The organism is Daejeonella sp. AP26 (assembly GCF_056680515.1).
Genome location: NZ_CM155286.1, coordinates 2,211,375 through 2,236,925, shown reverse-complemented (window position 1 = coordinate 2,236,925; position 25,551 = coordinate 2,211,375). Strand labels below are relative to the sequence as shown.

Annotated in this window: 17 protein-coding genes and 1 pseudogene; 17 read left to right on the top strand and 1 reads right to left on the bottom strand. The window is 41.7% G+C overall.

Annotation, left to right across the window (positions count from 1 at the left end; translation table 11 throughout):
* Nucleotides 1-295: 295 nt before the first annotated feature.
* The 12 genes and pseudogenes from pruA to AC1MCB_RS09565 all read left to right on the top strand — a co-directional run bounded on the left by pruA (nt 296) and on the right by AC1MCB_RS09565 (nt 18,255).
* Complete coding sequence (gene pruA / locus AC1MCB_RS09620) at nt 296-1,999, top strand: L-glutamate gamma-semialdehyde dehydrogenase (protein WP_479968533.1); 1,704 nt, start codon at nt 296-298, stop codon at nt 1,997-1,999.
* A gap of 73 nt (nt 2,000-2,072) precedes the next feature.
* Nucleotides 2,073-3,302, top strand: coding sequence for a proline dehydrogenase family protein (locus AC1MCB_RS09615; RefSeq protein ID WP_479968532.1), 1,230 nt, complete (start codon nt 2,073-2,075; stop codon nt 3,300-3,302).
* A gap of 115 nt (nt 3,303-3,417) precedes the next feature.
* A pseudogene (gene pckA, locus AC1MCB_RS09610) lies at nt 3,418-5,019 on the top strand (phosphoenolpyruvate carboxykinase (ATP)).
* 259 nt (nt 5,020-5,278) lie between these two features.
* Nucleotides 5,279-5,833, top strand: a complete 555-nt coding sequence (locus AC1MCB_RS09605; RefSeq protein WP_479968531.1) for an RNA polymerase sigma factor — start codon at nt 5,279-5,281, stop codon at nt 5,831-5,833.
* Nucleotides 5,834-5,905: 72 nt separating this feature from the next.
* On the top strand, nt 5,906-7,072 hold the full coding sequence (locus AC1MCB_RS09600; protein WP_479968530.1) for a FecR family protein: 1,167 nt from the start codon (nt 5,906-5,908) through the stop codon (nt 7,070-7,072).
* Between the two features lie 131 nt (nt 7,073-7,203).
* Nucleotides 7,204-10,740: a SusC/RagA family TonB-linked outer membrane protein gene (locus AC1MCB_RS09595; protein ID WP_479968529.1), complete on the top strand. Its 3,537-nt coding sequence runs from the start codon at nt 7,204-7,206 to the stop codon at nt 10,738-10,740.
* 18 nt (nt 10,741-10,758) lie between these two features.
* The gene (locus tag AC1MCB_RS09590; RefSeq protein ID WP_479968528.1) at nt 10,759-12,183 is read left to right on the top strand and encodes a SusD/RagB family nutrient-binding outer membrane lipoprotein; all 1,425 of its coding nucleotides are present in this window, start codon (nt 10,759-10,761) and stop codon (nt 12,181-12,183) included.
* Nucleotides 12,184-12,210: 27 nt separating this feature from the next.
* The gene (locus AC1MCB_RS09585) at nt 12,211-13,809 is read left to right on the top strand and encodes an amidohydrolase family protein (RefSeq protein ID WP_479968527.1); all 1,599 of its coding nucleotides are present in this window, start codon (nt 12,211-12,213) and stop codon (nt 13,807-13,809) included.
* A 70-nt stretch (nt 13,810-13,879) separates the two neighbouring features.
* On the top strand, nt 13,880-15,469 hold the full coding sequence (locus AC1MCB_RS09580) for an amidohydrolase family protein (protein WP_479968526.1): 1,590 nt from the start codon (nt 13,880-13,882) through the stop codon (nt 15,467-15,469).
* Between the two features lie 195 nt (nt 15,470-15,664).
* Complete coding sequence (gene putP, locus AC1MCB_RS09575) at nt 15,665-17,143, top strand: sodium/proline symporter PutP (RefSeq protein ID WP_479968525.1); 1,479 nt, start codon at nt 15,665-15,667, stop codon at nt 17,141-17,143.
* Nucleotides 17,144-17,613: 470 nt separating this feature from the next.
* Nucleotides 17,614-17,814, top strand: a complete 201-nt coding sequence (locus AC1MCB_RS09570; protein ID WP_479968524.1) for a hypothetical protein — start codon at nt 17,614-17,616, stop codon at nt 17,812-17,814.
* 258 nt (nt 17,815-18,072) lie between these two features.
* Nucleotides 18,073-18,255: a hypothetical protein gene (locus tag AC1MCB_RS09565; RefSeq protein WP_479968523.1), complete on the top strand. Its 183-nt coding sequence runs from the start codon at nt 18,073-18,075 to the stop codon at nt 18,253-18,255.
* A 176-nt stretch (nt 18,256-18,431) separates the two neighbouring features.
* Here the strand turns inward: AC1MCB_RS09565 and AC1MCB_RS09560 are convergent, their stop codons facing one another.
* Nucleotides 18,432-20,216, bottom strand: coding sequence for an MEDS domain-containing protein (locus AC1MCB_RS09560; RefSeq protein WP_479968522.1), 1,785 nt, complete (start codon nt 20,214-20,216; stop codon nt 18,432-18,434).
* A gap of 606 nt (nt 20,217-20,822) precedes the next feature.
* Between AC1MCB_RS09560 and AC1MCB_RS09555 the strand changes: the two genes are divergently transcribed.
* The 5 genes from AC1MCB_RS09555 (at nt 20,823) to AC1MCB_RS09535 (ending at nt 24,948) form a co-directional block, all read left to right on the top strand.
* On the top strand, nt 20,823-21,617 hold the full coding sequence (locus tag AC1MCB_RS09555; RefSeq protein ID WP_479968521.1) for an NIPSNAP family protein: 795 nt from the start codon (nt 20,823-20,825) through the stop codon (nt 21,615-21,617).
* 573 nt (nt 21,618-22,190) lie between these two features.
* Nucleotides 22,191-22,361 (top strand): hypothetical protein, encoded by a 171-nt coding sequence (locus AC1MCB_RS09550; RefSeq protein WP_479968520.1) that lies wholly within the window; start codon nt 22,191-22,193, stop codon nt 22,359-22,361.
* A 193-nt stretch (nt 22,362-22,554) separates the two neighbouring features.
* A complete protein-coding gene (locus AC1MCB_RS09545; RefSeq protein ID WP_479968519.1) occupies nt 22,555-23,469 on the top strand; it encodes a TerC family protein in 915 nt (304 codons plus the stop codon).
* 239 nt (nt 23,470-23,708) lie between these two features.
* Complete coding sequence (locus AC1MCB_RS09540; protein WP_479968518.1) at nt 23,709-23,930, top strand: hypothetical protein; 222 nt, start codon at nt 23,709-23,711, stop codon at nt 23,928-23,930.
* Between the two features lie 319 nt (nt 23,931-24,249).
* Nucleotides 24,250-24,948 carry a hypothetical protein gene (locus tag AC1MCB_RS09535; RefSeq protein WP_479968517.1) on the top strand — a complete coding sequence of 233 codons (699 nt, stop codon included), beginning with the start codon at nt 24,250-24,252 and terminating at the stop codon, nt 24,946-24,948.
* Nucleotides 24,949-25,551 lie beyond the last annotated feature (603 nt).

Here is a 25,551-nt window from a genome sequence, read left to right as displayed (position 1 = left end):
AACATTATATTGCCACATCAAACAATTGACTCAAATCAAAAGTGCTGCTTCTGGCAGTTAAATTAAAATTTGCTTCACTCTTAAGCAAATCTACTTAGGAATACCGAAAAAATACCAAACCGGCAATTTCAGCTAAGAGCGTGATAATATCTGATAGATATAAATGTTTCGGGAGTCCTTTCTTTGAATTATCATTTCTTTTACAACAGGTGTTGATTGAAGCATTTACAAATAATGAGACGATCAACTTGAGTTTCTAACCATCATTCTAAAGTATTTGTAGAACATAGATATTATGCTGAAAGGTTTTTTTAATGTACCATCACCTCTAAACGAGTCTATTTTAGAATATAGACCCGAAAGCGCTGAAAGAGCTTTGTTACAATCTGCTATAGATAAAGCTTACACAGAAAAAGCAGACATCCCCATGTACATTGGTGCTGATGAAGTTAAAACCAACAGAAAAATTGCCATCCGGCCTCCCCATAATCACAAACATGTTCTTGGACATTACAGCCAGGGAACAGCTAAAGATGTTGCAGCTGCAATTGAGGCTGCTTTAAAGGCAAAGGCACAATGGGAACAATTAGGATGGGAGCACCGCGCATCAATATTTCTTAAGGCAGCAGATCTCATTGCCGGGCCATATCGTTACCAGTTGAACGCTGCGACAATGATTGGACAATCCAAAAATGTGTACCAGGCGGAAATTGATTCAGCATGTGAGCTGATTGACTTTTTAAGATTTAATGTGAAGTATATGTCAGAAATATATGCTCAACAACCATTAGTCTCCCCTGCAGGCAATTGGAACCGGGTCGAACAGCGGCCATTGGAGGGTTTTGTATTTGCTTTGACTCCGTTTAATTTCACTGCCATAGCAGGGAATTTACCAAGTTGTGTTGCCATGATGGGTAATGTGGTGGTTTGGAAACCTTCCAACACTCAAATTTATTCGGCCAATATATTGATGAAGATTTTCAAAGAAGCTGGTTTGCCTGACGGTGTCATCAATTTGGTTTACGCTTCGGGGCCAGAAGCAGGTGATGTAATCTTCAATCACCCCGACTTTTCGGGGATTCATTTTACTGGTTCCACGGAAGTTTTTCAAAACATCTGGAAAACTATTGGCAATAATATTCATAAATACAAAAGCTACCCCAGGATTGTAGGTGAAACAGGCGGGAAAAATTTCATTCTTGTCCATGGTTCGGCGAATCCCGTGGCAGCTGCGACGGCAATTGTACGAGGTGCTTTTGAATACCAGGGTCAAAAGTGCTCGGCAGCTTCGCGAGTTTATATTTCCCGATCTATCTGGTCAGTTGTTAAAAAGCGTATACTGAATGATCTGATAAAGATCAAGACAGGTCCTGTTGAAGATTTCAGCAATTTTGTTAATGCGGTTATTGATGAAAAATCTTTTGATCAACTTTCATCCACTATAGATAAGGCAATTGCGGACCCCCAAGTGGAAATTATTGCGGGCGGCAAGTATGATAAGACTAAAGGTTATTTTATTGAGCCGACAATAATAGAGACCAAAGATCCGCGATATTATACAATGCGGGAAGAGCTGTTTGGCCCGATATTAACCGTTTTTGTTTTTGAAGATTCCGACTTTGACAAGACCCTAAGTTTAATAAATGAAACATCAATTTATGGCTTAACGGGGGCCATTTTTGCTCAGGATAGGTACATTCTTGAAAAGGGAACCTATGAGTTAAGAAACGCTGCCGGAAATTTCTATATCAACGACAAGTGTACGGGAGCTGTAGTTGGTCAGCAGCCATTCGGTGGAGCACGAGGCTCAGGAACCAATGATAAAGCAGGCTCACTAATCAATTTGTTGCGATGGGTATCACCGAGGGCGATTAAGGAGTCATTCGTCAACCCGGTTAATTACACTTATCCATTTATGGAAAAGGACTTGCCTGCTATTACAACTAAATCAAAGGTAGAGATAGAGATGGGAAGCTTATTAAGAGATTATTCAGATTAACGTAAACCGGTGATAGTAAGGATTACAGTGAGAAATCAGTGAAGACGTCATTTAACGAAAGCTACAAATTGATATGAATAACGAAATAGCAATGAACCTGGAGAATACTGAGACAAGTTTTGCATCCAGATCGAACCAGGATTTACAGAAAGCAAGGGTGCTTTATTCGATTATGAGCGTTAACTGGATTGTTAAGGCAGGTACTGTACTGCTACCGCTTGCACTAAAAATCGGGCTGCCAATACGGCGACTAATACATAATACCATTTTTACGCAATTTGTAGGCGGGAAAAGTTTAACTGACACGAAGGATGTGCTATCTAAACTTCGCGAGTCTAATGTGAAGGCTATTCTTGATTACGGTGCAGAAGGTAAAATGAATGAAAAAAGTTTTGATACCGTTTGCAATGAGTTTATATCACTAATAGATTATGCTTCTGATCAACCGGATGTTCCCTTTATCAGTATCAAGATTACGGGACTTGCAAGATTTGCTTTGTTAGCGAAGATAAATTCCGGAATAATGACAGAGGAGGCAGGAATGAAAATAAATATCTCACACTTGTCAGAGGCTGAAGTTGAGGAATGGGACAGAGTGCTCCACCGGATTAAACGTATTTGTTCCAGGGGTGAAGAGAAAAATGTTGGCGTCCTGGTAGATGCAGAGGAATCCTGGATACAAGATACAATTGATGCTGTTACCATGGAAATGATGAGCAAACATAATCGCAAGAGTGTAATCGTTTTCAATACGATTCAATTTTACAGGGTAGATAGATTGAGGTTTCTAATATTAATTGCCACTATCTCCGAAAAGCAAGGATATACTCCAGGAGTTAAAATAGTTAGAGGCGCCTATATGGAAAAAGAGCGCTTAAGAGCAGCTGAATTTAATTACTCTAGCCGGATTCAACCGGATAAAATATCTACTGACCGTGATTTTAACAGCGCATTGGAATATTGTATAAAAAACCTGCAGAAAGTTTCATTGATCGTGGCTAGTCATAATGATCAAAGTGTTTTGTTAGCAATTGAATTGCTGAATAGATATAACTTCCGTAAAGATCATCCCAACATTCATTTTTCGCAGTTGTATGGCATGAGTGATAATATCACTTTCAATTTGGCCAAAGCCGGATATCAGGTAAGCAAATATTTGCCCTACGGCCCTCTTGAAGATGTAATTCCGTATTTAATGAGGAGGGCGCAGGAAAATACTTCAGTATCAAATCAAACAGGGAAAGAGCTAAGATTGATCACAAGTGAAGTAAAAAGGAGAAAGCTAGCAGCGTCAAGGCTTTAAAGCTTAATAATGCTTTTAAATAGCACCGGGATGTTAATTGAAAAATTGACTCTGATAAGTATAGTTTTTCGACCTCGCAGTTTTTATTTATGGGTTTACATAGGATATAAACAACATGATTGAATCATTAACAGCGCAGACAACAACAGCTAAATTGGATTATTCAGGCTGGACATCTGACGAGAATACTCACTACCAATGTTCTCCCGGATCTCTTGTTCAGTTTACTTTAAGAAACGGACATGGGGTATTGAATGACACCGGAGCTCTGGTTGTAAAAACCGGTAGATTCACTGGACGGTCGCCAAAAGACAAGTTCATAGTAAAGGATGTTTATACCGAAAACAGTGTTTTTTGGAATGAATTCAATATACCACTGGACGAAAAGTATTTCGATAAGGTATACGACCAGATGATGCGTTTTATCCAGGGCAAGGAACTTTGGATAAGAGATGCAATTGTTTGTGCAGAAAACGCAAACAAACTAAATATCCGGGTCATCAACGATAACCCCTGAAGCAACCTGTTCGTACATAACATGTTTTTAAGACCAACCGCGAACGAGTTGCAATATTTCCAACCGGAGTGGCTTATAATACAAATCAGTAAGTTTAAAGGTATTCCGATAACTGACGGTATACGCTCTGAAAATTTTTGCATTATAAACTTTAGTAAAAAGATCATTTTAATCGGCGGCACGGGTTATACTGGAGAAATTAAGAAAGGCATGTTTACCGTACTTAATTTTTTGCTTCCCCATGAAAAAGAGATTCTAAGCATGCATTGCAGTGCCAATATCGGAAAAGACAACGATACCGCACTGTTTTTCGGCCTGAGTGGAACCGGTAAAACCACTTTAAGCGCTGACGAGAACCGGCGACTTATCGGCGATGACGAACACGGATGGAGTGATGAAGGGGTGTTCAATTTCGAGGGCGGCTGTTATGCTAAATGTATCCAGTTAGATAAAGAGAAGGAGCCGCAAATTTATTCTGCTGTCAGATCTGGAGCATTAGTTGAGAACGTAACCTTTGTGGACGGAACAGATATCATTGATTTCGGCAGTTCTGAGATAACAGAAAACACACGAGTTAGTTATCCTATTAACTTTGTTCCCAACGCTGCCTCACCTTCAATTGGAGGCCATCCCAAAAATATATTTTTTCTGACATGCGATGCGCATGGTATCCTTCCGCCAGTTTCAAAACTCGATATCAAGCAGGCCATGTATTATTTTTTAAGTGGTTATACCGCTAAGGTTGCCGGTACAGAGGATGGAATAGTTGAGCCCGTCTCAACATTCAGCGCCTGTTTCGGGGCTCCCTTTTTACCTTTAAGCCCATTTAAGTATGCCGCCCTGCTAGAGAAAAGGTTGTCGTGCAGCAAAGTAAAAGTTTGGCTAATTAATACCGGATGGACGGGTGGTCCATACGGAACAGGCAAGCGCATAAGCCTAAAGCACACAAGGGCGATAATTAAGGCGGTATTTGCCAATCAACTGGATAACGTTGACTATCAAAAGCATCCCATTTTTGGTCTTGCCTTTCCGTTGACGTGTCCTGACGTTCCATCGCACATTCTAAATCCGCAAAATACCTGGGCAGAAAATGATTCTTATCTAGCAAAAGCAAAAGAATTGGCTCAGAAATTCACAGATAATTTCAATAAGCATCAGGGTGACCGGTACCCCATGGTAAAGTCTTCGGGCGATAGTTGAAATTCGAGCTGAATGTTCGAACTGTAGATGGATAGTTGACGACGACTGTGTTGAATCCTTGAAAATCACTTTATTCAGATTCGTTATAAATAATCAGGTGTTGTGGTTTAATGAACACAGAGGCTGTTTTTGATTCAACTCAACCGATAGTTTAACCATTTTTTTCCGTGGGGGTTAACATTTATAGATTCAGTCTAAAAAAAATTTATATATCTTCAATTTATATCTCGTAAAAAAATAGTTTCTGTTTTCTAATTACATGATCGGCAAGTATAATATTTCGGAATTATTGCTGCTTTTAAAAGAAGGAGACGAGAAGTCATTCGCTATTATATACGATCACTATTGGAGTAAACTTTACTACGCTGCATATAAGAGGTTAAAAAATCAGCAGGCATCGGAAGAAATAGTTCAGGATGTATTTTTAACTCTTTGGAGACGACGCAAAGACCTGGAAATAGATTGTCTTCCATCTTACTTAGCAACCATGGTCCGATATTCGGTTTACCATTATTTTGCGAAGGAAAAGGCAATGCGGGATCGCGAGGCCAACTATAGCACAGATCATTTGGCAGTGGAACATTTTGCAGATCAGGTGAACAATAAACTGATTTTAGAAAAGATTAATGAACTTTCAAATCAACTTCCTGAAAAATGCAGTCTTGTATTTAAATATAATAAGTTGGAGGATATATCTTTAAAGGAAGTTGCTGAACGTTTAAACATATCTCAGAAAACAGCCGAGGCACATCTCACTAAGGCTTTAAAAGTTGTCCGCCTCAGCTTCCGCGGGTATCTCCATATCTTTTTTTAAAAAAAATCTAACAGACTAAGGGTAAATTCCTTTCAGCTCCCTCTGTATATAAAAACCTATTACAGAGCAATAATGTCCGACAAAGAGCTGCAAGAATTAGCACAAAAGTATTTTCAGGGAGATTGTACTCCGGAAGAGGAAGCTTATCTGCATGCATGGTATGATCATATCACTGATGACGAACTGATTATCGAGACAGAAGATGAAGATATCAGTGATGTAAAAGCCCGATTATTCTCGGAAGTACAACTCAAGATCAGGGAAGGCAGAAATCGAGAGCGCATAACTAAGCTTTGGAGAAAAAAATGGATGTACGCTGCCTCTCTTTTACTACCTCTTTTTATTATTTCCGGTACTTACTACTATTTTAACAGGGGATCACGGACGGAAGCTCATTATACAAAACTGCTGAAAGGTGATGTCGGGCCGGGTGGAAATAATGCTGTTTTGGAGCTGGCGGACGGATTATCTATAAACCTGGATGATGCATCGGTCGGGCACCTGGCAAGCAATTCAGGTATTCATGTAAGCAAACTGGCCGATGGCATGTTGTCCATCGAATTATCCAATACTGAAGGCAAGGCTATCAGTCAGGTAAATACCGTCCGTACCCCAGCAGGTGGGCAATACCAGATAAAATTGGCAGATGGCTCTAAAGTCTGGCTGAACGCTGCTTCGACAATTAAATTCCCTGGTATTTTCTCAGGTCATTCCCGCGAAGTAGAGCTGGATGGTGAAGCATATTTTGAAGTAGCCAAATTTCGAAACGAAAATGGCAACCACATTCCTTTTATTGTAAAGAATAAAGATCAGCGGATTGAGGTACTAGGCACTCAGTTTAATGTCAGTAGCTATGATAATAGTATTACAAGCACGACTTTAATTGAAGGTTCTGTAAGAATCCTTCCGGCTGGCTCAAGCGCAAGCCAATTGTTAGTGCCCGGTCAGCAGTCAAACGTAAATAAGGGTGTCATCAGGGTTGAACCAGCTGATATTGAGTCAACTATATCATGGAAAAATGGAGATTTTATTTTTAATAACGAAGGTCTGCATAGTATTATGGAAAAAATTGAACGATGGTATGATGTTCAGGTAGTATATCAAAGCCCGGCAACTGGTCTCAAATTTACGGGTGCCATATCCAGAAGTAAAAACCTCTCAGATATCCTGCAAATCATGCAGATGACAGGAAAAGTTAAGTTTGAAATTAAAGATAGGAGGGTTCTGGTTATGGAATAAATTTTCTAAAGACCTGGCCTTAAAAAAAATACAAGAAGTACTGGCGGTACTTCTTGTAGACTAACGTTCGGCCTCATTTGCGATTTAAAGCATAAATCAGTGTTATTTCATGAAACAAAACCACTAAAGGTATGAATTTATTTTACCCGGGGAAAGTCTGTATTTCCCGTAAGTTTTCTAAGCTTTTGATCCTTACAAAGTTAACTATCGTTTTTTTAACAACTTTCTTTCTTCAGCAGGGGCAGTCTGCTGAAAAAAAATACCTTTCAATATCCAGGACTAACGTTCCGCTGACAAATGTGCTTAAGGAGATTCGCACACAACTCGATTATGACTATTTCTTTGAAGAAGCCGCAATAGGCCGTGCAAAGCTTGTAACCGTCAATATAAAGGATGGAACACTTGAAAAGGTTTTAGAAACTCTTTTTAAAGACCAGCCCTTAACATACTCCATTGTCGAAAAAACAATTATTATTAAAAATAAAGCTAAGCCATCTCGCTTACACATGCCTTTAGAGCCCAGAAACGAATCGATTGATAAAATTCCCATAAAAGGTAAGGTGAGTGATGAAAAAGGGGAGGCTCTTATCGGTGTAAGTGTTTTAGTAAAAGGCACCAGTGTCGGAACTGCGACAAATTCAGAAGGTAGTTTTTCTATTGCAGCCAATTCTGGTGATATACTGATATTCAAATATCTGGGATATATTCCGCAGGAAATTACCGTCACCAACGAGGAGATTATAAATGTAAAGTTGGTAGAAGATAAGGCCATGATGGATGAGGTGGTTGTTACCGCCTTAGGTATATCGAGAGAAAAGAAGTCGCTTGGATATTCTTCTCAGGCCGTCTCCGGAGATGATATCAATACGGTAAATACGGGCAACGTGACGAATGCATTATCCGGAAAAGTTTCGGGTGTTCAAATCAAGCGAAATTCTAACATTGGCGGTTCTACAAATATTGTCATACGTGGAAATAAGTCGTTAACCGGCGACAATCAGGCCCTATGGGTTATTGATGGTATTCCTATCGATAATTCAAACTTAAATGTTAAAGGCCAGAATACCGGAACAGGTGCTTCTTATGATTATGGTAATATGGCATCTGATATTAACCAGGACGATATCGAATCAATCAACGTATTAAAAGGGGCTGCTGCAACTGCTCTTTACGGATCCAGAGCCGCAAATGGTGCCATCATCATTACTACCAAGGCTGGTGCAAAGGGTATGAAATCACAGATTACCGTGAATTCTAACGTAACAACCGGAAGTATTGATAAATCAACATTTCCAACCTTTCAAACGCAGTATGGCGCCGGACTGGGCGCCGTTTATGGCGCCGGCAGAAATTCGTATTTCAATTCAGGCGACCCTGATGGTGATGGGGTAATGGATCCATTGGTGCCTTATGTGGCTTACGGATCATTTGGAGCACCTTACGACAAAAATCTTTTAGTTTACGATTGGAAGTCATTAGATCCTGAATCTCCAAATTATTTAACTAAAACTCCATGGGTAGCACCAGCAAATGGCCCGATAACCTTTTTCGAAAAGCCTTTAACTACGATCAATAACGTTGCTTTGGCAGGCTCGGGAGATAACTCAAACTATCGATTTTCTTATACAAATTACTCCCAGAATGGATTAATGCCCAACAGCAAAGTTAAGCGTAATAACGTGGCTTTCAACTCTTCATACAAGTTGAATTCTAAATTAACGGTGGCGGGAAACGCCAACTATGTCAACTCGGACGTACTGGGAAGAAACATGACGGGGGGAACAGGTAGTAACCAGGGGAATAACCCGGTTGCCACCTTCAGGCAGTGGTGGCAAACTCACGTGGATATCCAGGAGTTAAAATCAGCGTATTTTAACACCGGAAGAAACGTTAGCAATTACGCCGGTGGAACCATTGATAACGTATACTGGAATCAATACCAGATCTATTCTACAGATACAAGGAATCGCTTCTTTGGAAATGTTAATTTAAAATATGAGTTCAATGATTGGTTGAATGTAGACGGTCGCGTTTCTATCGACAACTATAATTTTACTCGTGAAGAACGTAGAAACAGTGGAAGTACTTATCCTGGAAAATATGATCGTCTGAATGCAAACTTCAAGGAAATAAACTATGATCTGATGCTGAACTTTAAACGTCAGCTATCGGATAAATTCAATGTCAGCGGGGTTTTAGGGTCCAACATCCGCCGAAACTTCATGGAAACCGTTAACATGGTAACCAATGGCGGCTTAATTGTGCCCGGCTTGTATGCAATTTCCAATTCGTTATCAGTACCGGCGGCACCTATTGAAAGTTTAACCCAAATTGGAGTGAACGGTGCGTACGGATTAGTATCATTTGGCTACAATAACTTCTTGTTCCTGGATCTTACTGCAAGAAATGACTGGTCATCCACCTTACCTGCAGAAAGCAATTCTTACCTCTATCCATCCATAGCAACCAGTGTAATATTTTCAGAATTGATAAAGAGTGATGTTCTTTCATTCGGTAAACTCCGGGTTAACTATGCGAAAGTTGGAAACGGTGCTCCCCCATTGAGTATTGTAGATGTACTTCAGAAGCCAACTCCATTTGGTACCCGTCAGATGTATGGTGTGACGGATAATAAAAACAATGAAAACTTAAAACCAGAGAGTACTTCTAGTTTTGAGGCAGGTATTGAAAGCCAGTTCTTCGGAAATCGCGTTGGGTTTGATATGTCTTACTATAAAACGAACACCAAAGATCAAATCATGCCGGTTGCTATAAGTCCTTCCACCGGATATACCTCCAAGTTCGTGAACGCAGGTGAAGTTGAAAACAAAGGGGTAGAGCTTACTCTCTCCGGTAGTCCTGTCAAAAGTGAAAAGTTTACGTGGAATGTGAATCTCAACTGGTCTAAAAATCAAAGTAAAGTATTATACCTGTTCGACGGGGTTGAAAACCTGGTTTTGGGAGGCCGGATCAATGCCACGGTTGGTCAGCCTTATGGTACAATCACAGGAAGAGACTTTGTTTATGTGAACGGCCAGAAACAGGTAAATCAGACTACCGGCGAATACATGCTTACCCAAGCTAACAACTATGTAATTGGTAATATAAATCCCGACTGGATTGGTGGTGTTCGGAATAGCTTCAGCTATAAGAATATTATTTTCAATTTCTTAATTGATATGCAGCAAGGAGGAGACCTCTTTTCGTCTGATATGTCAACCGGTAACAGGAATGGATTGTATGATAACCTGGTTGGTTTAAATGATCTGGGTAATCCAATGCGTAATTCTCTGGCAAATGGTGGAGGACTTATTCTTGAAGGCGTTGATGCCAGTGGAAACCGGAATACTGTTCGTACCCGGATGGATAATTATGCTCATGCTTTAGGAGCACTTAAAGCACCTGAAGCAATGTTCATCTACGATGCTTCTTACGTTAAACTGAGAGAGGCTTCGCTGAGCTATAAGATGCCGGTATCGATGCTAAAAAATACCCGGATAAAAGGTGTTCAGTTTACTCTGAGCGGATCTAATCTGTGGATAATCCATAAAAACTTACCATATGCAGACCCCGAAGCTGGTTTAAGTTCGGGCAACGTGCAGGGAATTCAAACCGGTGTTCTTCCCACAGTTCGTGAGTTTGGTTTTGGTGTAAATGTTCAATTCTAAATTTTTAATTAGACGATTATGAAAAGGATTATCATAGTGATCTTTATCTTTTTTTCGGTTTCATGTTCTAAAGATTTAGACTCTTTGAATGTTGACGTAAAAAATGCCACAACTGCATCGGGGGAATCTTTTTTCACGTTCGGTGTAAAAAACCTGTTTGACGTAGTCGGAGCGGCAGCCTATCCGGCATCAACGCCACTCAGTATGTCGCAGCTTTGGGCGCAGCATGTAACAGCAGTAACATACACAAATATCTCTCAGTACTATTACAGTGCTACCTGGAACGAAATGTATGTGAAAGTGTTGAAAAACCTCAAAGAAAGTGCACGTGTAACCTCCGAAAGGGTTCCTGTAGGTTCTGCCGAAACTATCCGGAAAGAAAACATGCTTGCCATTACTGAGATAATGCAAATCCAGGCATTTGCCCTGCTGGTTGAGGCTTTTGGCGACATTCCATACTCAGAAGCTCTTGACTATAATAACGTGCTTCCAAAGTATGACAAAGGGGATGTGGTTTATGCCGATCTTATCAACAGACTGAGCGCTGCCATCTCAAAACTGAACACTTCAGGGACAAGTTTTGCGACCGGAGACCCTGTTTATAACGGAGACGTAGATAAATGGAAGAAGTTCGCGAACTCGCTGAAATTGAAAATGGGTATGCGGATGATAGATGCGGACAACGCGTTGGGCACTGCCACAGTTATTGAAGCTATGCCCGGTGCATTTACCTCCAATGCTGATAATGCAAAGATGTCTTACTTAAGTGCCACGCCGAACACCAATCCACTCTGGCTAAATTTGGTTGAAGGAAACAGAAAGGATATAGTCATTGCCCAGCCTTTCGTGGACACATTGAATGTTAGAAATGATCCCAGACGCATTGTTTTTTTTACGCAGAAAAAGGGAAGCTTTATAGGTGCTGAAAATGGACAGGTTGTCTTATTTGATGATTATTCCAATTACGGAACCATGTTCCGTGATCCTGCGCTTCCTGAAATATTGATGGATTATTCTGCAGTTGAGTTTCTGAAGGCTGAAGCTGCGGAGCGCTCTATTGTGGGTACCCCTGCAAATGCAGAAACACATTATAACAATGCCATCAGAGCTTCATTTGACTACTATGGTATTGGAAGTAGTGCTGATGCTTACCTGGCTGGTGCCAATGTAAATTACAGTAGCGCTGCCGGTACCTGGAAACAAAAGATCGGCGTTCAAAAGTGGATCGCTTTGTTTAAGCAGGGACCTGAAGCCTGGACAGAATACCGGCGGCTGGATTACCCTGTTCTTCATGCCCCGGAAGGAGCATTCATTAACACAGTGCCGGTCAGATCAACTTATCCGATTTCAGAGCAAACATTGAATGGGGCGAACTACGAGGCCGCTTCTGCTGCCATCGGAAAAGATCTGCTGAACACTAAGCTGTTCTGGGATAAATTTTAATTCATTCATTAATATAAAATTAGGTTTATGAAAAAGATAGTTTTACTATGCTTCCTGATACTCTTTTCCGTTTATTCTGAGAAAAGCTTTGCACAGGCACAAAAATCACCAGAAAAATCGCCAGATCGTAAAGAAGGTGAAGGTCCCTGGACGCAATTGATCATTCGCGGAGTCACGCTAATAAACGGTACCCTCTCTCCCCCAATCGGTCCGGTTGATATCGTTGTTGAAGGTAACCGCATTGTAGATGTAGTCACTGTCGGCTTCCCAGGCGTATCTATTGACGCGGCTAAGCGCCCCCAGTTGAAGGCAGGTGGTAAAGAATTGCAGGCAGCGGGCATGTACCTGATGCCAGGCTTTGTAGACACGCACGCCCACATCGGTGGCGCACAGGCTCCGAGCGCCGAATACGTCTTCAAATTGATGATGGGCCATGGGGTCACTACTATCGCCGATCCGGGCAGTGGTAACGGTGCCGACTGGGTGCTCGATCAAAAAGCCCGGAGTGCTAAGAACCAGATCACCGCTCCCCGTATCAAGGCTTACGTTCGTTTTGGCCAGGGCAGTAAAACGCCCATTTCGACCGCCGAGCAAGCCCGTGAATGGATCCGGATGAATGCCAAGCGTGGTGCCGATGGAATCAAAAACGCCGGTAACAGCCCCGAAGTGATGACGGCAGCCATTGCGGAGAACAAGAAACTGGGCCTTCGTTCCATGATGCACCATGGTCAGACCATCGTGGGCCGTTGGAACGTATTGCAAAGCGCCAGGGCAGGTCTCAATTCCATGGAGCATTGGTATGGTTTGCCGGAGGCCCTGTTTTCTGACCGTACCGTTCAAAACTATTCTCTAGACTATAATTACCAGAACGAGCAGGATCGCTTCGGAGAGGCCGGCCAACTGTGGAAACAGTCGGCGGCACCTTTTTCCGCCCACTGGAACAAGGTGATGGATGAGCTGATCTCCCTTAATTTTACTTTATCGCCAACACTGGTTATTTACGAAGCCGGCCGTGACCTGATGCGGGCCCGTACGGCCGAATGGCACCAGGATTATACATTACCTGTTCTATGGGATTATTACAAACCCAATCGTGCGGCGCATGGATCCTATTGGTTCAGCTGGGGAACGGAGAAGGAGATCGAATGGAAAAGAAACTACCAGCTATGGATGACTTTTTTGAACGAGTATAAAAACCGTGGCGGCCGGGTGACGGTTGGGACCGATGCCGGCTTTATCTATGAGCTTTACGGATTTTCGTATCCGCGTGAAATGGAATTGCTTCGCGAGGCGGGCTTCCATCCGCTGGAGGTGATCAAAGCGGCCACGCTGAACGGGGCCGAGTCTTTAGGCATGGATAAAGATATCGGTTCGGTGGAGGTAGGGAAACTTGCCGATTTCGTGATCGTAGAAGAAAACCCGCTGCAGAACTTCCAGACATTATATGGTACCGGAGCCATCAAAGTAACGGCTGATAATAAGGTTGTTCGTGTAGGGGGAGTTAAATACACCGTCAAGGATGGTATCGTTTACGACGCAAAGAAGTTACTGGAAGATGTAAAGAAAATGGTCGACACCGAGAAGGCTAAAACAAACTATAAGGTAAATCAGCCCGGTGTTGAATAATAGCCAGGTGAACACTGTCATTTACCGGATTATACGAATATAAATACCATTCATACCCAAATCCATAATCATGAGAATACTTTCTAAAGTTTTCCTGTTGCTCGTACTAGGTTTATGTGTTAATAAATTTTCTTACAGCCAGATACAAAAATCGCCAGATCGTAAAGAAGGTGAAGGCCCCTGGACGCAATTGATCATTCGTGGAGTCACGCTAATAAACGGTACCCTCTCTCCCCCAATCGGTCCGGTTGATATCGTTGTTGAAGGTAACCGCATTGTAGATGTAGTCACTGTCGGCTTCCCAGGCGTATCTATTGACGCGGCAAAGCGCCCCCAGTTGAAGGCAGGTGGTAAAGAATTGCAGGCAGCGGGCATGTACCTGATGCCAGGCTTTGTAGACACTCACGCCCACATCGGTGGACGTCAGGCTCCCCACGCCGAATATGTATTCAAACTAATGATGGGCCATGGCGTTACTACTATCGCCGACCCCGGCAGTGGTAACGGTGCCGACTGGGTGCTCGACCAAAAAGCCCGGAGTGCTAAAAATGAGATCACCGCGCCTCGGATAAAAGCTTACATTGGTTTTGGCCAGGGCAGCAAAACGCCCATCTCGACTGCCGAGCAAGCCCGTGAGTGGATCCGGATGAATGCCAAGCGTGGAGCCGACGGTATCAAAAATGCAGGTAGCAGCCCGGAAGTGATGACGGCAGCTATTGCAGAGAACAAGAAACTGGGTTTGCGTTCAATGATGCATCATGGTCAGACGATTGTGGGCCGTTGGAACGTATTGCAAAGCGCCAGGGCAGGTCTCAATTCCATGGAGCACTGGTATGGTTTGCCAGAGGCCCTGTTTTCTGACCGTACCGTTCAAAACTATTCTCTAGACTATAATTACCAGAACGAGCAGGATCGCTTCGGAGAGGCCGGCCAACTTTGGAAACAGTCGGCAGCACCTTTTTCCCCTCACTGGAACAAAGTAATGGACGAACTGATCTCCCTTAATTTTACTTTATCGCCCACACTGGTTATCTACGAGGCCGGCCGTGACCTGATGCGTGCCCGTACGGCCGAATGGCACCAGGATTATACGCTTCCGGTTCTATGGGATTATTATAAACCCAATCGTGCGGCCCATGGATCTTACTGGTTCAGCTGGGGAACCGAGAAGGAGATCGAATGGAAAAGAAACTACCAGTTGTGGATGACTTTTTTGAACGAGTATAAAAACCGTGGCGGCCGGGTGACGGTCGGAACCGATGCCGGTTTTATCTATGAGCTATACGGATTTTCATATCCGCGTGAAATGGAACTGCTTCGCGAAGCCGGCTTCCATCCGCTGGAGGTGATCAAGGCTGCAACGCTGAACGGAGCCGAATCTTTAGGTATGGATAAAGATATCGGTTCGGTGGAGGTGGGAAAACTTGCTGACTTCGTGATTGTAGAAGAAAACCCCCTTCAGAATTTCCAGACCTTATATGGTACCGGCGCTATCAAAGTGACGGATGATAATAAGGTGATTCGTGTAGGCGGCGTCAAATATACCGTCAAGGATGGTATCGTTTACGATGCAAAGAAGTTACTGGAAGATGTAAAGAGAATGGTCGATACCGAGAAGGCTAAAACCAACTATAAGGTAAACCAACCTGGTGTTGAATAAGGGCATTTTAGGTTTTGGTTAGGTTTGTACAATATTCTACTGCGGTGGTCGCATTACCACTGCGGTGGATATTGTCTTTCTTATTTCATTGCTGTTCGGGACTTTTAAGCCTCCGCACCAATCTGACTTGATAGGTGCATTCAATCATGCGGGTTGCGCATACATTCAATTTTATTTCTGACGGGACTATACAAAATGGATATATATCAAATGATATCAATCGGCCTTTACATGCTGTTGATGATCGCTATAGGTTTTTATGCTTACAAAAAATCGACTTCTAACGTAGATGAGTTCTTACTGGGCGGTCGAAAAATGGGCGCCGCCGTGACCGCTTTATCAGCAGGCGCCGCAGACATGAGCGGATGGCTTTTGATGGGATTGCCCGGAGCGATGTTCGTATCAGGGATCTCCGCCAGCTGGATCGCCATCGGACTTACCATCGGCGCCTACCTCAACTATGTACTTGTAGCGCCCTCCTTACGCGTTTATACAGAGAAAGCACAAAATGCAATTACCATCCCGGATTTCTTTGAGAAGCGGTTCCGTGACAAGTCGAAATTGCTCCGATTTATATCAGGTGGGGTCATCCTGGTATTCTTTACACTCTACACTTCAGCCGGCATGGTGTCGGGTGGTAAACTATTTGAATCTGCTTTTGGTATGGACTATAGCTCCGGCTTATGGCTTACCAGTTCGGTAGTAGTTCTATATACCTTTTTAGGAGGTTTCCTGGCAGTAAGCTTAACAGATTTCGTTCAGGGAACTATTATGGTGCTGGCGCTGGTTTTGGTTCCCATTGTCGTTTTCACAGATCTTGGTGGAGTAAGTCCTGTTTTTGAGGCCATTGGTAATAAGGATGCCAGCTACCTGAGTTTGTTTGAAGGAACTACCGCCATTGGTATCATTTCTTTGATGGCCTGGGGGCTCGGATATTTCGGTCAGCCACATATTCTCGTGCGTTTCATGGCCATAGACACGGTAAAGCAGCTCAGATCGGCAAAGAAAATAGGAATTACCTGGATGATTTTTACCGTTGGCGGCGCTATGCTGGTCGGGCTGGTTGGGATCGCCTATATGGAAAACAAGAATTTAAGTATAGGTGATCCTGAAACCATTTTTATCTATTTCTCCAGAACCCTGTTCCATCCCTTAATAGGAGGCTTTTTATTATCCGCTATTTTAGCCGCGGTAATGAGCACCATCTCTTCACAGTTGCTGGTAACCTCCAGCTCTCTGACCGAAGATTTTTACAAATCTTTTTTAAGGAAAACTGCCCCTCAGAAAGAACTCTTGCTAGTAAGCAGACTATCCGTTTTTGTGGTAGCTGTTGTTGCTTTGCTTCTGTCACTTAACCCCAGTGAGAGCATTCTGGAACTGGTCGGACACGCCTGGGCCGGTTTCGGTTCTGCATTTGGTCCGCTTATACTCCTTTCCCTTTTATGGAAAAATACCAGCCGGAACGGCGCTATTTCCGGTATGCTGGTTGGTGGTATCACTGTTTTGCTTTGGGTATATATGGATCATCGCTATAAAGAAGTCTATTCAATGATCCCGGGTTTTGGCCTGTCAATGATCTCGATTGTGATAGTCTCTTCTTTCAGCACTCCCCCCGCTCATGAAATTCAGCAGGAATTTGACCAGGTAAAGCAGGAGTTAAAGGAAACTTATTAATGATTTTGACATTCATATCTTTAATGTTAATGGACTATCGAAGAGCATAAAATAAGGCAGTGTTAATGTGAAGCATCTTGAGCCGTGGCGAACAGGGCCAATGCTTCGCCACGGAGTAGATGAAAATCCTGGATTTGGCCAAAAAGGAGCGTCGGCGATCAAAACCGGGCCTAGGGCTTGAGTTATCATGATTGGGCCATTATTGAATCTCCCTGCAAGGTTATTAAAACTGCTTGTGACGCGACTGAAATGCAGACTGTAAATCTTATAAAATAGGATCACAGCGTTAGGTAAAGTTCAAAGAATGAATAGAAACATATTTGGATTCTATAAAAAACTAACCATATATTGTACATTAGTAAGAAAGGAAGTTTAGTCGCTTTGTCACTTTTTATGTCACAGCACAAACAAATGCCAAAATTTTCGATTCTTGCATTATATTTAATTCCTCTAATGCTAAAGCTTATCCTATGAGTATTTTCAGACAAGTAGCAAATGCCGTTGGAAATGTGATTGGATCGTTTTGTTCGAACGATATGGATGTGATGAGCCCAGAAGTCCGGAGAATTTTGTCTAACCCAACAGACAGAGAAAAATATATTAAGGCTGTTCAATCTCTAAAAGAACACCCTGAGAAAAAACAGGAAGAAATCACGCTTTCTAATAACTAAAAACTAACACTGGTATCTTAAATACCAGATGGAGTCCCAGTTTACCATTAGCAGTGTTGTTTTTATTGTATTGCTGATTGTACCAGGCGTCTTTTTTAAGCGATTTTATATCAAGGGCATTTCGCAAAGCAACTTGGCGCTGGCTTATTTGCTGACAGACTAATTACCAGTATTTTCTGGGAACTTCTGATCCAGATTATAACCTTTGTTATTTTTAGTAACACCTTTAATTTTACTTTTAATACCATCCGGCAGCCGTTGTCTCAAGTATATGGTGATCTTTCCGAGCATAGTATTCCTGATTTTTCAACAAGTAATTTAGGTTATGCACTGGCATATATGTTTGCTTCGATTTTTGTTGCAGCTCTTGAGGTTGACAGTACAGTTCCGGATCTTGAATTGCGAAAGTCGTTAGATGGTAATATATCACCTTTGAAATAGTAGTGCCAGGAAGCGACCGTTATAACTACGGCTACGAATACCTGCGGAATTTATCGCAAAAAGAATCGTTTGGCCGTTAGCCAACGCCCATAAAGTAGATCTGAGAACGGTTGCTTTACAAGTAATGCTCATTTCCTCATCATTTGCTCCTTTGCTAGTTCACTCATTTTTTCCCCCTATTCTTCGTATGGAAATTCAACAATAAATTCTGTCCCTGACCCCGGGATACTATTGACAGAAATGCTTCCGCCCAATGTCTCTACCTGTGTTTTTACAATAAACAAGCCCATCCCTTTACCTTCAATGTCAACGTGAAAGCGGGAGTAGAGAGTGAAAATTTTATCAGCATACCGGCCAAGATCTATACCGCGGCCATTATCTTTGAAACTAAGAAATAGCCTACCATCTTTTACGTGGCTTTTTATGCGGATAAGTGTGTATTTACCACTTTGTTTAAATTTGATACTATTGACAATTAAGTTATAGAAGATACTAAACAGATAGTTTTTAAGGGTATAAAGATGATCAAGGGCAGAAAAATCTGTTATTATCTGTACTTCTTCTGTTTGCAAAAGGTTTTCAAGGCTCGATCTGATCTCTTCAATAAGCTGAGAAAAATAGACTGTTTCCTTAGTTTCTCTTATCTCCCGTTTAATTTCCAAAGTGTAACTAAGATCTTTTATGATCGAATCCAGTCTTTCCACTGCCTTGAATAAATACTGTATAAGCTCAAGCCGTTCTTCCGGCGTAGTACTATCACTTTTCATCACTTCAGCTATACCTAATATACTTGCTACAGGGCCACGAACGTCATGGGAAACGATTTGAGCAAATAACTCGAGGTTTTTGTAGTGCTGAGCCATGTCATTAATAATTCTGGCCCTTTCGAGCTCTGCCATTTTGCGGTCTGTAATGTCGCGGGCTATCCAGAATACGGTGTCTTCAGTTAACGGTGATATCCTACCTTCAAACCAAAGTGTTTTATCATCAACCTTTAGATTATATTCAATATCTGCGGGTTGGAGGGTTTTTAAGGTCCGCTGAATTTCTTCCAGGACCAGATCAACATGTTCCGACGGAAGCAAATCACTTATTTGTGTTCCTTTAGAAAGCGGGTATAGTTTTGAAGCTTGTGTAGGCGCTATTTTGCGATACTTTCCACTGCCATCCAAAACCATCACCAAATCAGACATGGCAGCAAATAATGATCTTAGTTCCCGTTCTGATCTATTCAGTGTTTCGGCGGTTAGTTTATGTTCCTGAATCTCTTCTTTCAGTTTTTTATTGGCAACTTCCAGTTCTTTTGTTCTTTCCGCAACTCTTCGTTCGAGTTCATCATTGACCTTTTGTATTTGCGCCTTCGATTCTCTAAGCACTGGCACCTCAATAATTTCCCAGGCACCCCGACGCTTGGTAATAACAGCTTCATGTACACGGGCTACATCAAGTATTTCAGCTGCACCGAACTTCGTAATAGAATAAGTACAAAGAATAATAATCTGTTGGCCAGCAACTAAATCATTAAGTTCAGATTCATATTCAATGAAATCACTCCATGTGTCGTAGTCAACCCATGATTCATTCCCGTTTACCCTTAAACCATTTAAGCCGCGGGAACGTACAGAGTCTATTTTTTCCAGCCACCCTGCAACGGTATCTTCTTTTGAAAACCTGCCGTCTTTAACATACCAGGCCGAATGAGGGAGTATCTCTATCTGCTGTTCTTTTAAATATTGCTGAAAATCCGGAATTACTTTATGTAGTTGCTCTTTGGCATCCTCTACTGTGACAGGCTCGCTGGTAATCCATATACAATATTCATTGTTCTCCAGCCCGGCTTTAAAATAGGGAATCAGAATGTCCAGCAGGTCATGCTTAGTTTCGTAGAATTGGCAATAGTGCTTGCCCCATTCGCTATCGCCAAGTACCTCAATACCAGTAGGAGTTGATTCGTTAACCATGATGCCATCTCGGTCTGAAGGGCTTAGTTAAATGTACGAAAAAGCCGGTTCAAAATCTAAATAACCGGCCTCCCCCCTGACATGCGAAAAGCACATTTAATGCGCGTTAAATTTTGCTCGCCTTTAGGATCTGAATACCGGCTAGCCCGGTTTTTTTGACAATTTTCCGGATAACACCATCCAGTTCTTCTGCCGCAGTCGATACATTTATCACCCGGGCACTCATGTCGGCGTAAAGCGTATAGTTGCTGCTAAAAACATGGACATCACATCGTGCGGGATATCGTCAATAAATCGAAGTCTGTTGGTTTTATTTGTTCATCTACCCCTTAGCGCTCACCTTAGTCCCGATGTAGTTTAAACAACTACTCGTTTTTCATAACCTTAACTATAAGAGGATACTTGGTCTATATCTTCTTTTGTAGGGGCGACTCATAAATGATCCAGGCTGGAGAGAGCTACAAAAGGAAAATCATTATGCAGCTTTTAGATGCCTTCTAAATAACTTCACATTCCCCTTAGAAAAATTGTGAGTAACAATGAGCACGATAAATTGATTCTTGTTTTATTACTTTGCAGTTTAACAAACATATATATACTAATAACATGTCCAAAAAAGCAATTTTGATATTCCCGTTTATGCTCATCGCGCTAATGTCTGCTTTCTCAAGCGCAGCTGCGAAATTGGATTTTTATCAGATCAAAATCTACCACTTAAAAACCGGGGAGCAGGAGAAGAAGGTTCACGAGTTTCTGGAGAAAGCCTACCTGCCGGCATTACACAGGGCAGGGCTATCCAGCATAGGGGTATTTAGCCCTATTGAATCTTCACAAGCAGGCAGGGCAGGAGAGGAAAAGCAAATTTATGTTTTTATCCCCTTCCCTTCCAGAGAGGTTTTCTTCAATTTAGACTCCAAATTACGGAAGGACAAAAAATATCTTGAAGATGGAACCGGGTACCTGGACGCAGAATACAATGAACCTCCCTATCAAAGAATTGAAACAATTTTGCTTGATGCCTTTGAAAAAAGTCCACGTTTCAACCTGCCGAAACTAAATTCACCAAAAAGGGAAAGGGTTTATGAATTAAGGAGTTATGAAGGTCACACAGAAAAAATTTCAGCCAACAAAATCCGGATGTTTAATTTAGGTGATGAAGTTGGCTTGTTCAAGCGGCTGAGTTTCAACGCGGTTTTTTATGGAGAGGTAGTGGCGGGAAGCACAATGCCAAACCTGATGTACTTAACCACATTTGAGAGCATGACAGACAGAAATGCGCATTGGGACGCGTTTGGCAAAGACGATTATTGGAAAAAACTATCTGCTCTTCCAGAATATAAAAACAATGTATCTAAAAATGTAACTACGTTCTTATATCCGGCAGATTATTCAGATATCTGAGCGGTGAACCGGGTACGATTAACCGCGAATTCTTGAAGCTTGCATTGAAACGCCCTCTAAAATTTGAAACTTTTTTGTGCGCTTCGTTGAATTTACATAGTCCATCCAGCAATTCACTAAGCCTGGATCCTGCATCCGTTAAGGCATACTCTACTTTTAAAGTTTTTTCTGCTTTGGTAGTTTAACTAAAGTGTTAGAAATAAAAACGTTTCCTATCCTTGCCTATCTTGATCAATTCTTTCCCCTTTTTACCCTTCTCGTCCTGACGGAATGGGCAAGGAACTCAACCAGCATCGCAGGATATTGTCAATAAATCGAAGTCTGTTGGTTTTATTTGTTCATCTACCCCTTAGCGCTCACCTTAGCCCCCATGTAGTTTAAACAACTACTCGTTTTTCATAAGCTTAACTATAAGAGGATACATGGTCTATATCTTCTTTTGTAAGGGCGACTTATAAACGGTCCGGGCGGCTCCTGGCGGAGTGGTGTGCCTCGTCAGCATGGATCATTTAACCCACATAGCTGTACAAAGCCGCTGTTCCGGTTTTTCACCTTTTTTGATATTAAACGACCATGATATTTAAAATTTTAAGTACAAAAACAGACTATATCGAAACAATGTGCCGCTGCCTCGAATTAAAGGATGCAGAGCCCGGTTCTGAGGAGTTTGAAGAACGGGAAATTTTACTTGTTTTAATCAAAGATTATGAATTCCGGCAGGTGAATGCGTCTGTTCACGAATGATGTGGTATGATGGTACTGCTTCCCAAATTGTGAACGAACGTTTAAATATAATTGCTGAGATGGAGACTAAAAATTTGTACAGGAGGCTGATTTCATGGTGACCATGCTGCTCTTCGTGAAATCTGAGTCAGGGGTAGAGCTCTTGTAATTCAGCGGATTTAAGTTATTTCATAAAAAATTAGACATCAGAGTTATGGAAGTTGACAACACATTTTGGATTGGATTCAATGTATTTGTACTTCTCATGCTAGCGCTTGATCTGGGTGTATTCAACCGGAAAGCCCACGTAGTCAGTGTTAAAGAAGCTTTGATATGGTCAGGGATTTGGGTTTCACTGGCTTTAGTGTTCAATGGCCTGATTTATTATTGGTTTGGGGAGCATAAGGCCATCGAATTTTTAACCGGCTATGTGATTGAAAAATCCTTAAGTGTAGATAATATCTTCGTCTTTGTGCTGATCTTCAGTTACTTCCGGATACCGCAAGAGTACCAGCATAAAGTGTTATTCTGGGGCATCCTGGGAGCCTTAATCATGCGGGTGATCTTTATTTTTGCCGGGGTTGCTTTGATAGAGAAATTTCACTGGACCATTTATATTTTCGGTGTGTTTCTGATTTACACCGGCTATAAGATGTTCACGGAAAAGGATAAGAAAATGGATCCGGAAAAAAATCCTGTAATCCGGTTTTTCAGAAGAATCATGCCCGTTACGGATCAGTTGCATGGCGACAAATTTTTTGTCAGGCAGAATGGTAAAAACTTCGCCACTCCTTTATTCCTCGTGCTGATTCTGATCGAAACGACCGATGTCGTTTTCGCGGTAGACAGCATTCCTGCCATATTGGCCATTACTCAGGATGAATTTATAGTCTACACTTCCAATGTTTTTGCTATCCTCGGTCTACGATCGTTGTATTTTGCACTCGCGCACCTGATTAACCGGTTTATTTATCTATCCTACGGACTTGCCATCATCCTCGTATTTGTAGGGCTTAAAATGGTTATGGTGGATGTCTTCAAGATCCCCACATTTATCTCTCTGCTGGTTATTGCGCTTGTGATCAGCGGAAGTGTGCTGCTCTCATTTATAAAAACAGAACGTAAGTAAACACGTTGCCTCAGCTTAAGAGACGTTGCATGTGATGTCTCTTTGGATCACAGCGTTAGGTAAAGTTCAAAGAATGAATAGAAACATATTTGGATTCTATAAAAAACTAACCATATATTGTACATTAGTAAAAAAGGAAGTTTGATCACTTTGTCATTTTCCATATCTGACAAAAACAAATGCCAAAATTTTCGATTGTTGCATTATATTTGAGCCCTTTAATCCTAAAAGCTTATACTATGAGTATCTTCAGACAAATAGCAAGTGCGGTTGGAAATGTGATTGGGTCGTTTTTTTCGAACGATATGGATGTAATGAGTCCGGAAGCCAGGAGGATATTGTCTAACCCAACAGACAGAGAAAAATATATTAAGGCTGTTCAATCTCTAAAAGAACATCCTGAGAAAAAACAGGAAGAAATCACGCTTTCTAATAACGAAAAACTAACACTGGTATCTTAAATACCAGATGGAGTCGCAGTTTACCGTTAGCAGTGTTGTTTTTATTGTATTGCTGATTGTACCAGGCGTCTTTTTTAAGCGATTTTATTTTCAAGGGCATTTCGCAAAGCAATTTGGCGCCGGCTTATTTGCTGACAGACTAATTACCAGTATTTTTTGGGGACTTCTGATCCAAATTATAACGTTTGTTATTTTTAGTAACACCTTTAATTTTACTTTTAATACCATCCGGCAGCCCTTGTCGCAAGTATACGGTGAGCTTTCCAATCATAGTATTCCAGATTTTTCAACAAGTAACTTAGGTTATGCACTGGCCTATATGTTTGCTTCGATTTTTGTTGCAGCCCTACTGGGAACGGTCTTACATATAATAGTTAGGTTCTTTAAAATTGATGTTAAGTTCCAGGTTTTTAGGTTTGCCAACCAGTGGCACTACTATTTCAAAGGAGATATATTATCATCTGACGACTTTCGCAATTCAAGATCCGGAACTGTACTGTCAACCTCAGCAGACGTTATCCTGGATAATGGGGATGGGTCATCTAGGATGATCTCAGGTTTTTTAACCCAATATACAATCTCGGCAAAAACGGGTGAACTTGAAGCAATCTATTTAACAGGGGCTCAGCGATTTTCAAAAACGTCCGGTTGTCTCAAAGATATTCCGGGAGATTGTCTGTTAATACCTTATAATCGGGTTATTGATCTGAACTTAAGGTATACGATAAAGGCAACAAAGGATTCAAGAAAAATTTTGTGGAGGAATATTATTAATGGTTTCGGGCTGATAGGTGCACTATTGATTTTAGTATCTCCCTGGTTCCTTTCAATAAGCATTGTGAGAATATTATTGGGAATCGTTTCTGCTCTGGTTGCCTGGGTGCTAATGTTAGCAATTCTTCAAAGTCCTTTCCCGGTCCAACCAGAAAACAAATTGAAAGGTGGAGCAATCGCAGTTTTGTTTGTAATGTTTCTGGTATTCTCAGTTGTTGCCCTTCTTGTGCTCAGATTGGTGTAAACAATATTGAATTGTTATTTACACATTTACCAATCCTCATTTGCACATTTACTCATCTGCATATTCTTTGCTGATAGGAGAGGATCTCACCTTGACAAACCCTCCCTAAATCCCATCAAAAATCAGCATTTCCCGTCATTACTAAATCCTCATTTGCACATCTCCTCATCTGCATATTTGCACATTGTCACCCTTTCTTTCATTTGCACATCTACTAATTTCCACATTTGCCTGCCGTTCCCTCAATATTCCCTACCGTTCACCCTTTTTCTTCATTTCCACATTTACTCATTTGCATATTTGCACATTTTACTCATTTGCACATTTCCCTACCGTTCCCTCAATAAATCCTGCCATTCACCCTTTTTATCAAGTAATTAACCCCGATAGCTTTATATTGAGGAATTATTTCACCTGGCATCATGAGATTTGTATATGCAAAATTGTTTTGAAAACTAAAGCTGGGTATTCTGCGAGAGACATGTTGCGATAAAAGGGCTAGACAATCGCAGTTATCGAAAATCTCGTACCAAACGATGATCATATGGGGAAATATGCCTTTTATCTAAATGCCTTCCCGGAATCGAGGTTCATCCTTTCCGG

Bases quoted from the DNA above. Each gene is read 5' to 3' on its own strand.
- AC1MCB_RS09570 (WP_479968524.1), top strand. From the start codon at position 17,614: ATGAGTATTTTCAGACAAGTAGCAAATGCCGTTGGAAATGTGATTGGA.
- AC1MCB_RS09580 (WP_479968526.1), top strand. From the start codon at position 13,880: ATGAGAATACTTTCTAAAGTTTTCCTGTTGCTCGTACTAGGTTTATGT.
- pruA (WP_479968533.1), top strand. From the start codon at position 296: ATGCTGAAAGGTTTTTTTAATGTACCATCACCTCTAAACGAGTCTATT.
- AC1MCB_RS09555 (WP_479968521.1), top strand. From the start codon at position 20,823: ATGTCCAAAAAAGCAATTTTGATATTCCCGTTTATGCTCATCGCGCTA.
- AC1MCB_RS09605 (WP_479968531.1), top strand. From the start codon at position 5,279: ATGATCGGCAAGTATAATATTTCGGAATTATTGCTGCTTTTAAAAGAA.
- AC1MCB_RS09560 (WP_479968522.1), bottom strand. From the start codon at position 20,216: ATGGTTAACGAATCAACTCCTACTGGTATTGAGGTACTTGGCGATAGC.
- AC1MCB_RS09595 (WP_479968529.1), top strand. From the start codon at position 7,204: ATGAATTTATTTTACCCGGGGAAAGTCTGTATTTCCCGTAAGTTTTCT.
- AC1MCB_RS09590 (WP_479968528.1), top strand. From the start codon at position 10,759: ATGAAAAGGATTATCATAGTGATCTTTATCTTTTTTTCGGTTTCATGT.
- AC1MCB_RS09600 (WP_479968530.1), top strand. From the start codon at position 5,906: ATGTCCGACAAAGAGCTGCAAGAATTAGCACAAAAGTATTTTCAGGGA.
- AC1MCB_RS09550 (WP_479968520.1), top strand. From the start codon at position 22,191: ATGATATTTAAAATTTTAAGTACAAAAACAGACTATATCGAAACAATG.
- AC1MCB_RS09540 (WP_479968518.1), top strand. From the start codon at position 23,709: ATGAGTATCTTCAGACAAATAGCAAGTGCGGTTGGAAATGTGATTGGG.
- AC1MCB_RS09585 (WP_479968527.1), top strand. From the start codon at position 12,211: ATGAAAAAGATAGTTTTACTATGCTTCCTGATACTCTTTTCCGTTTAT.
- putP (WP_479968525.1), top strand. From the start codon at position 15,665: ATGGATATATATCAAATGATATCAATCGGCCTTTACATGCTGTTGATG.
- AC1MCB_RS09535 (WP_479968517.1), top strand. From the start codon at position 24,250: ATGTTTGCTTCGATTTTTGTTGCAGCCCTACTGGGAACGGTCTTACAT.
- AC1MCB_RS09545 (WP_479968519.1), top strand. From the start codon at position 22,555: ATGGAAGTTGACAACACATTTTGGATTGGATTCAATGTATTTGTACTT.
- AC1MCB_RS09615 (WP_479968532.1), top strand. From the start codon at position 2,073: ATGAATAACGAAATAGCAATGAACCTGGAGAATACTGAGACAAGTTTT.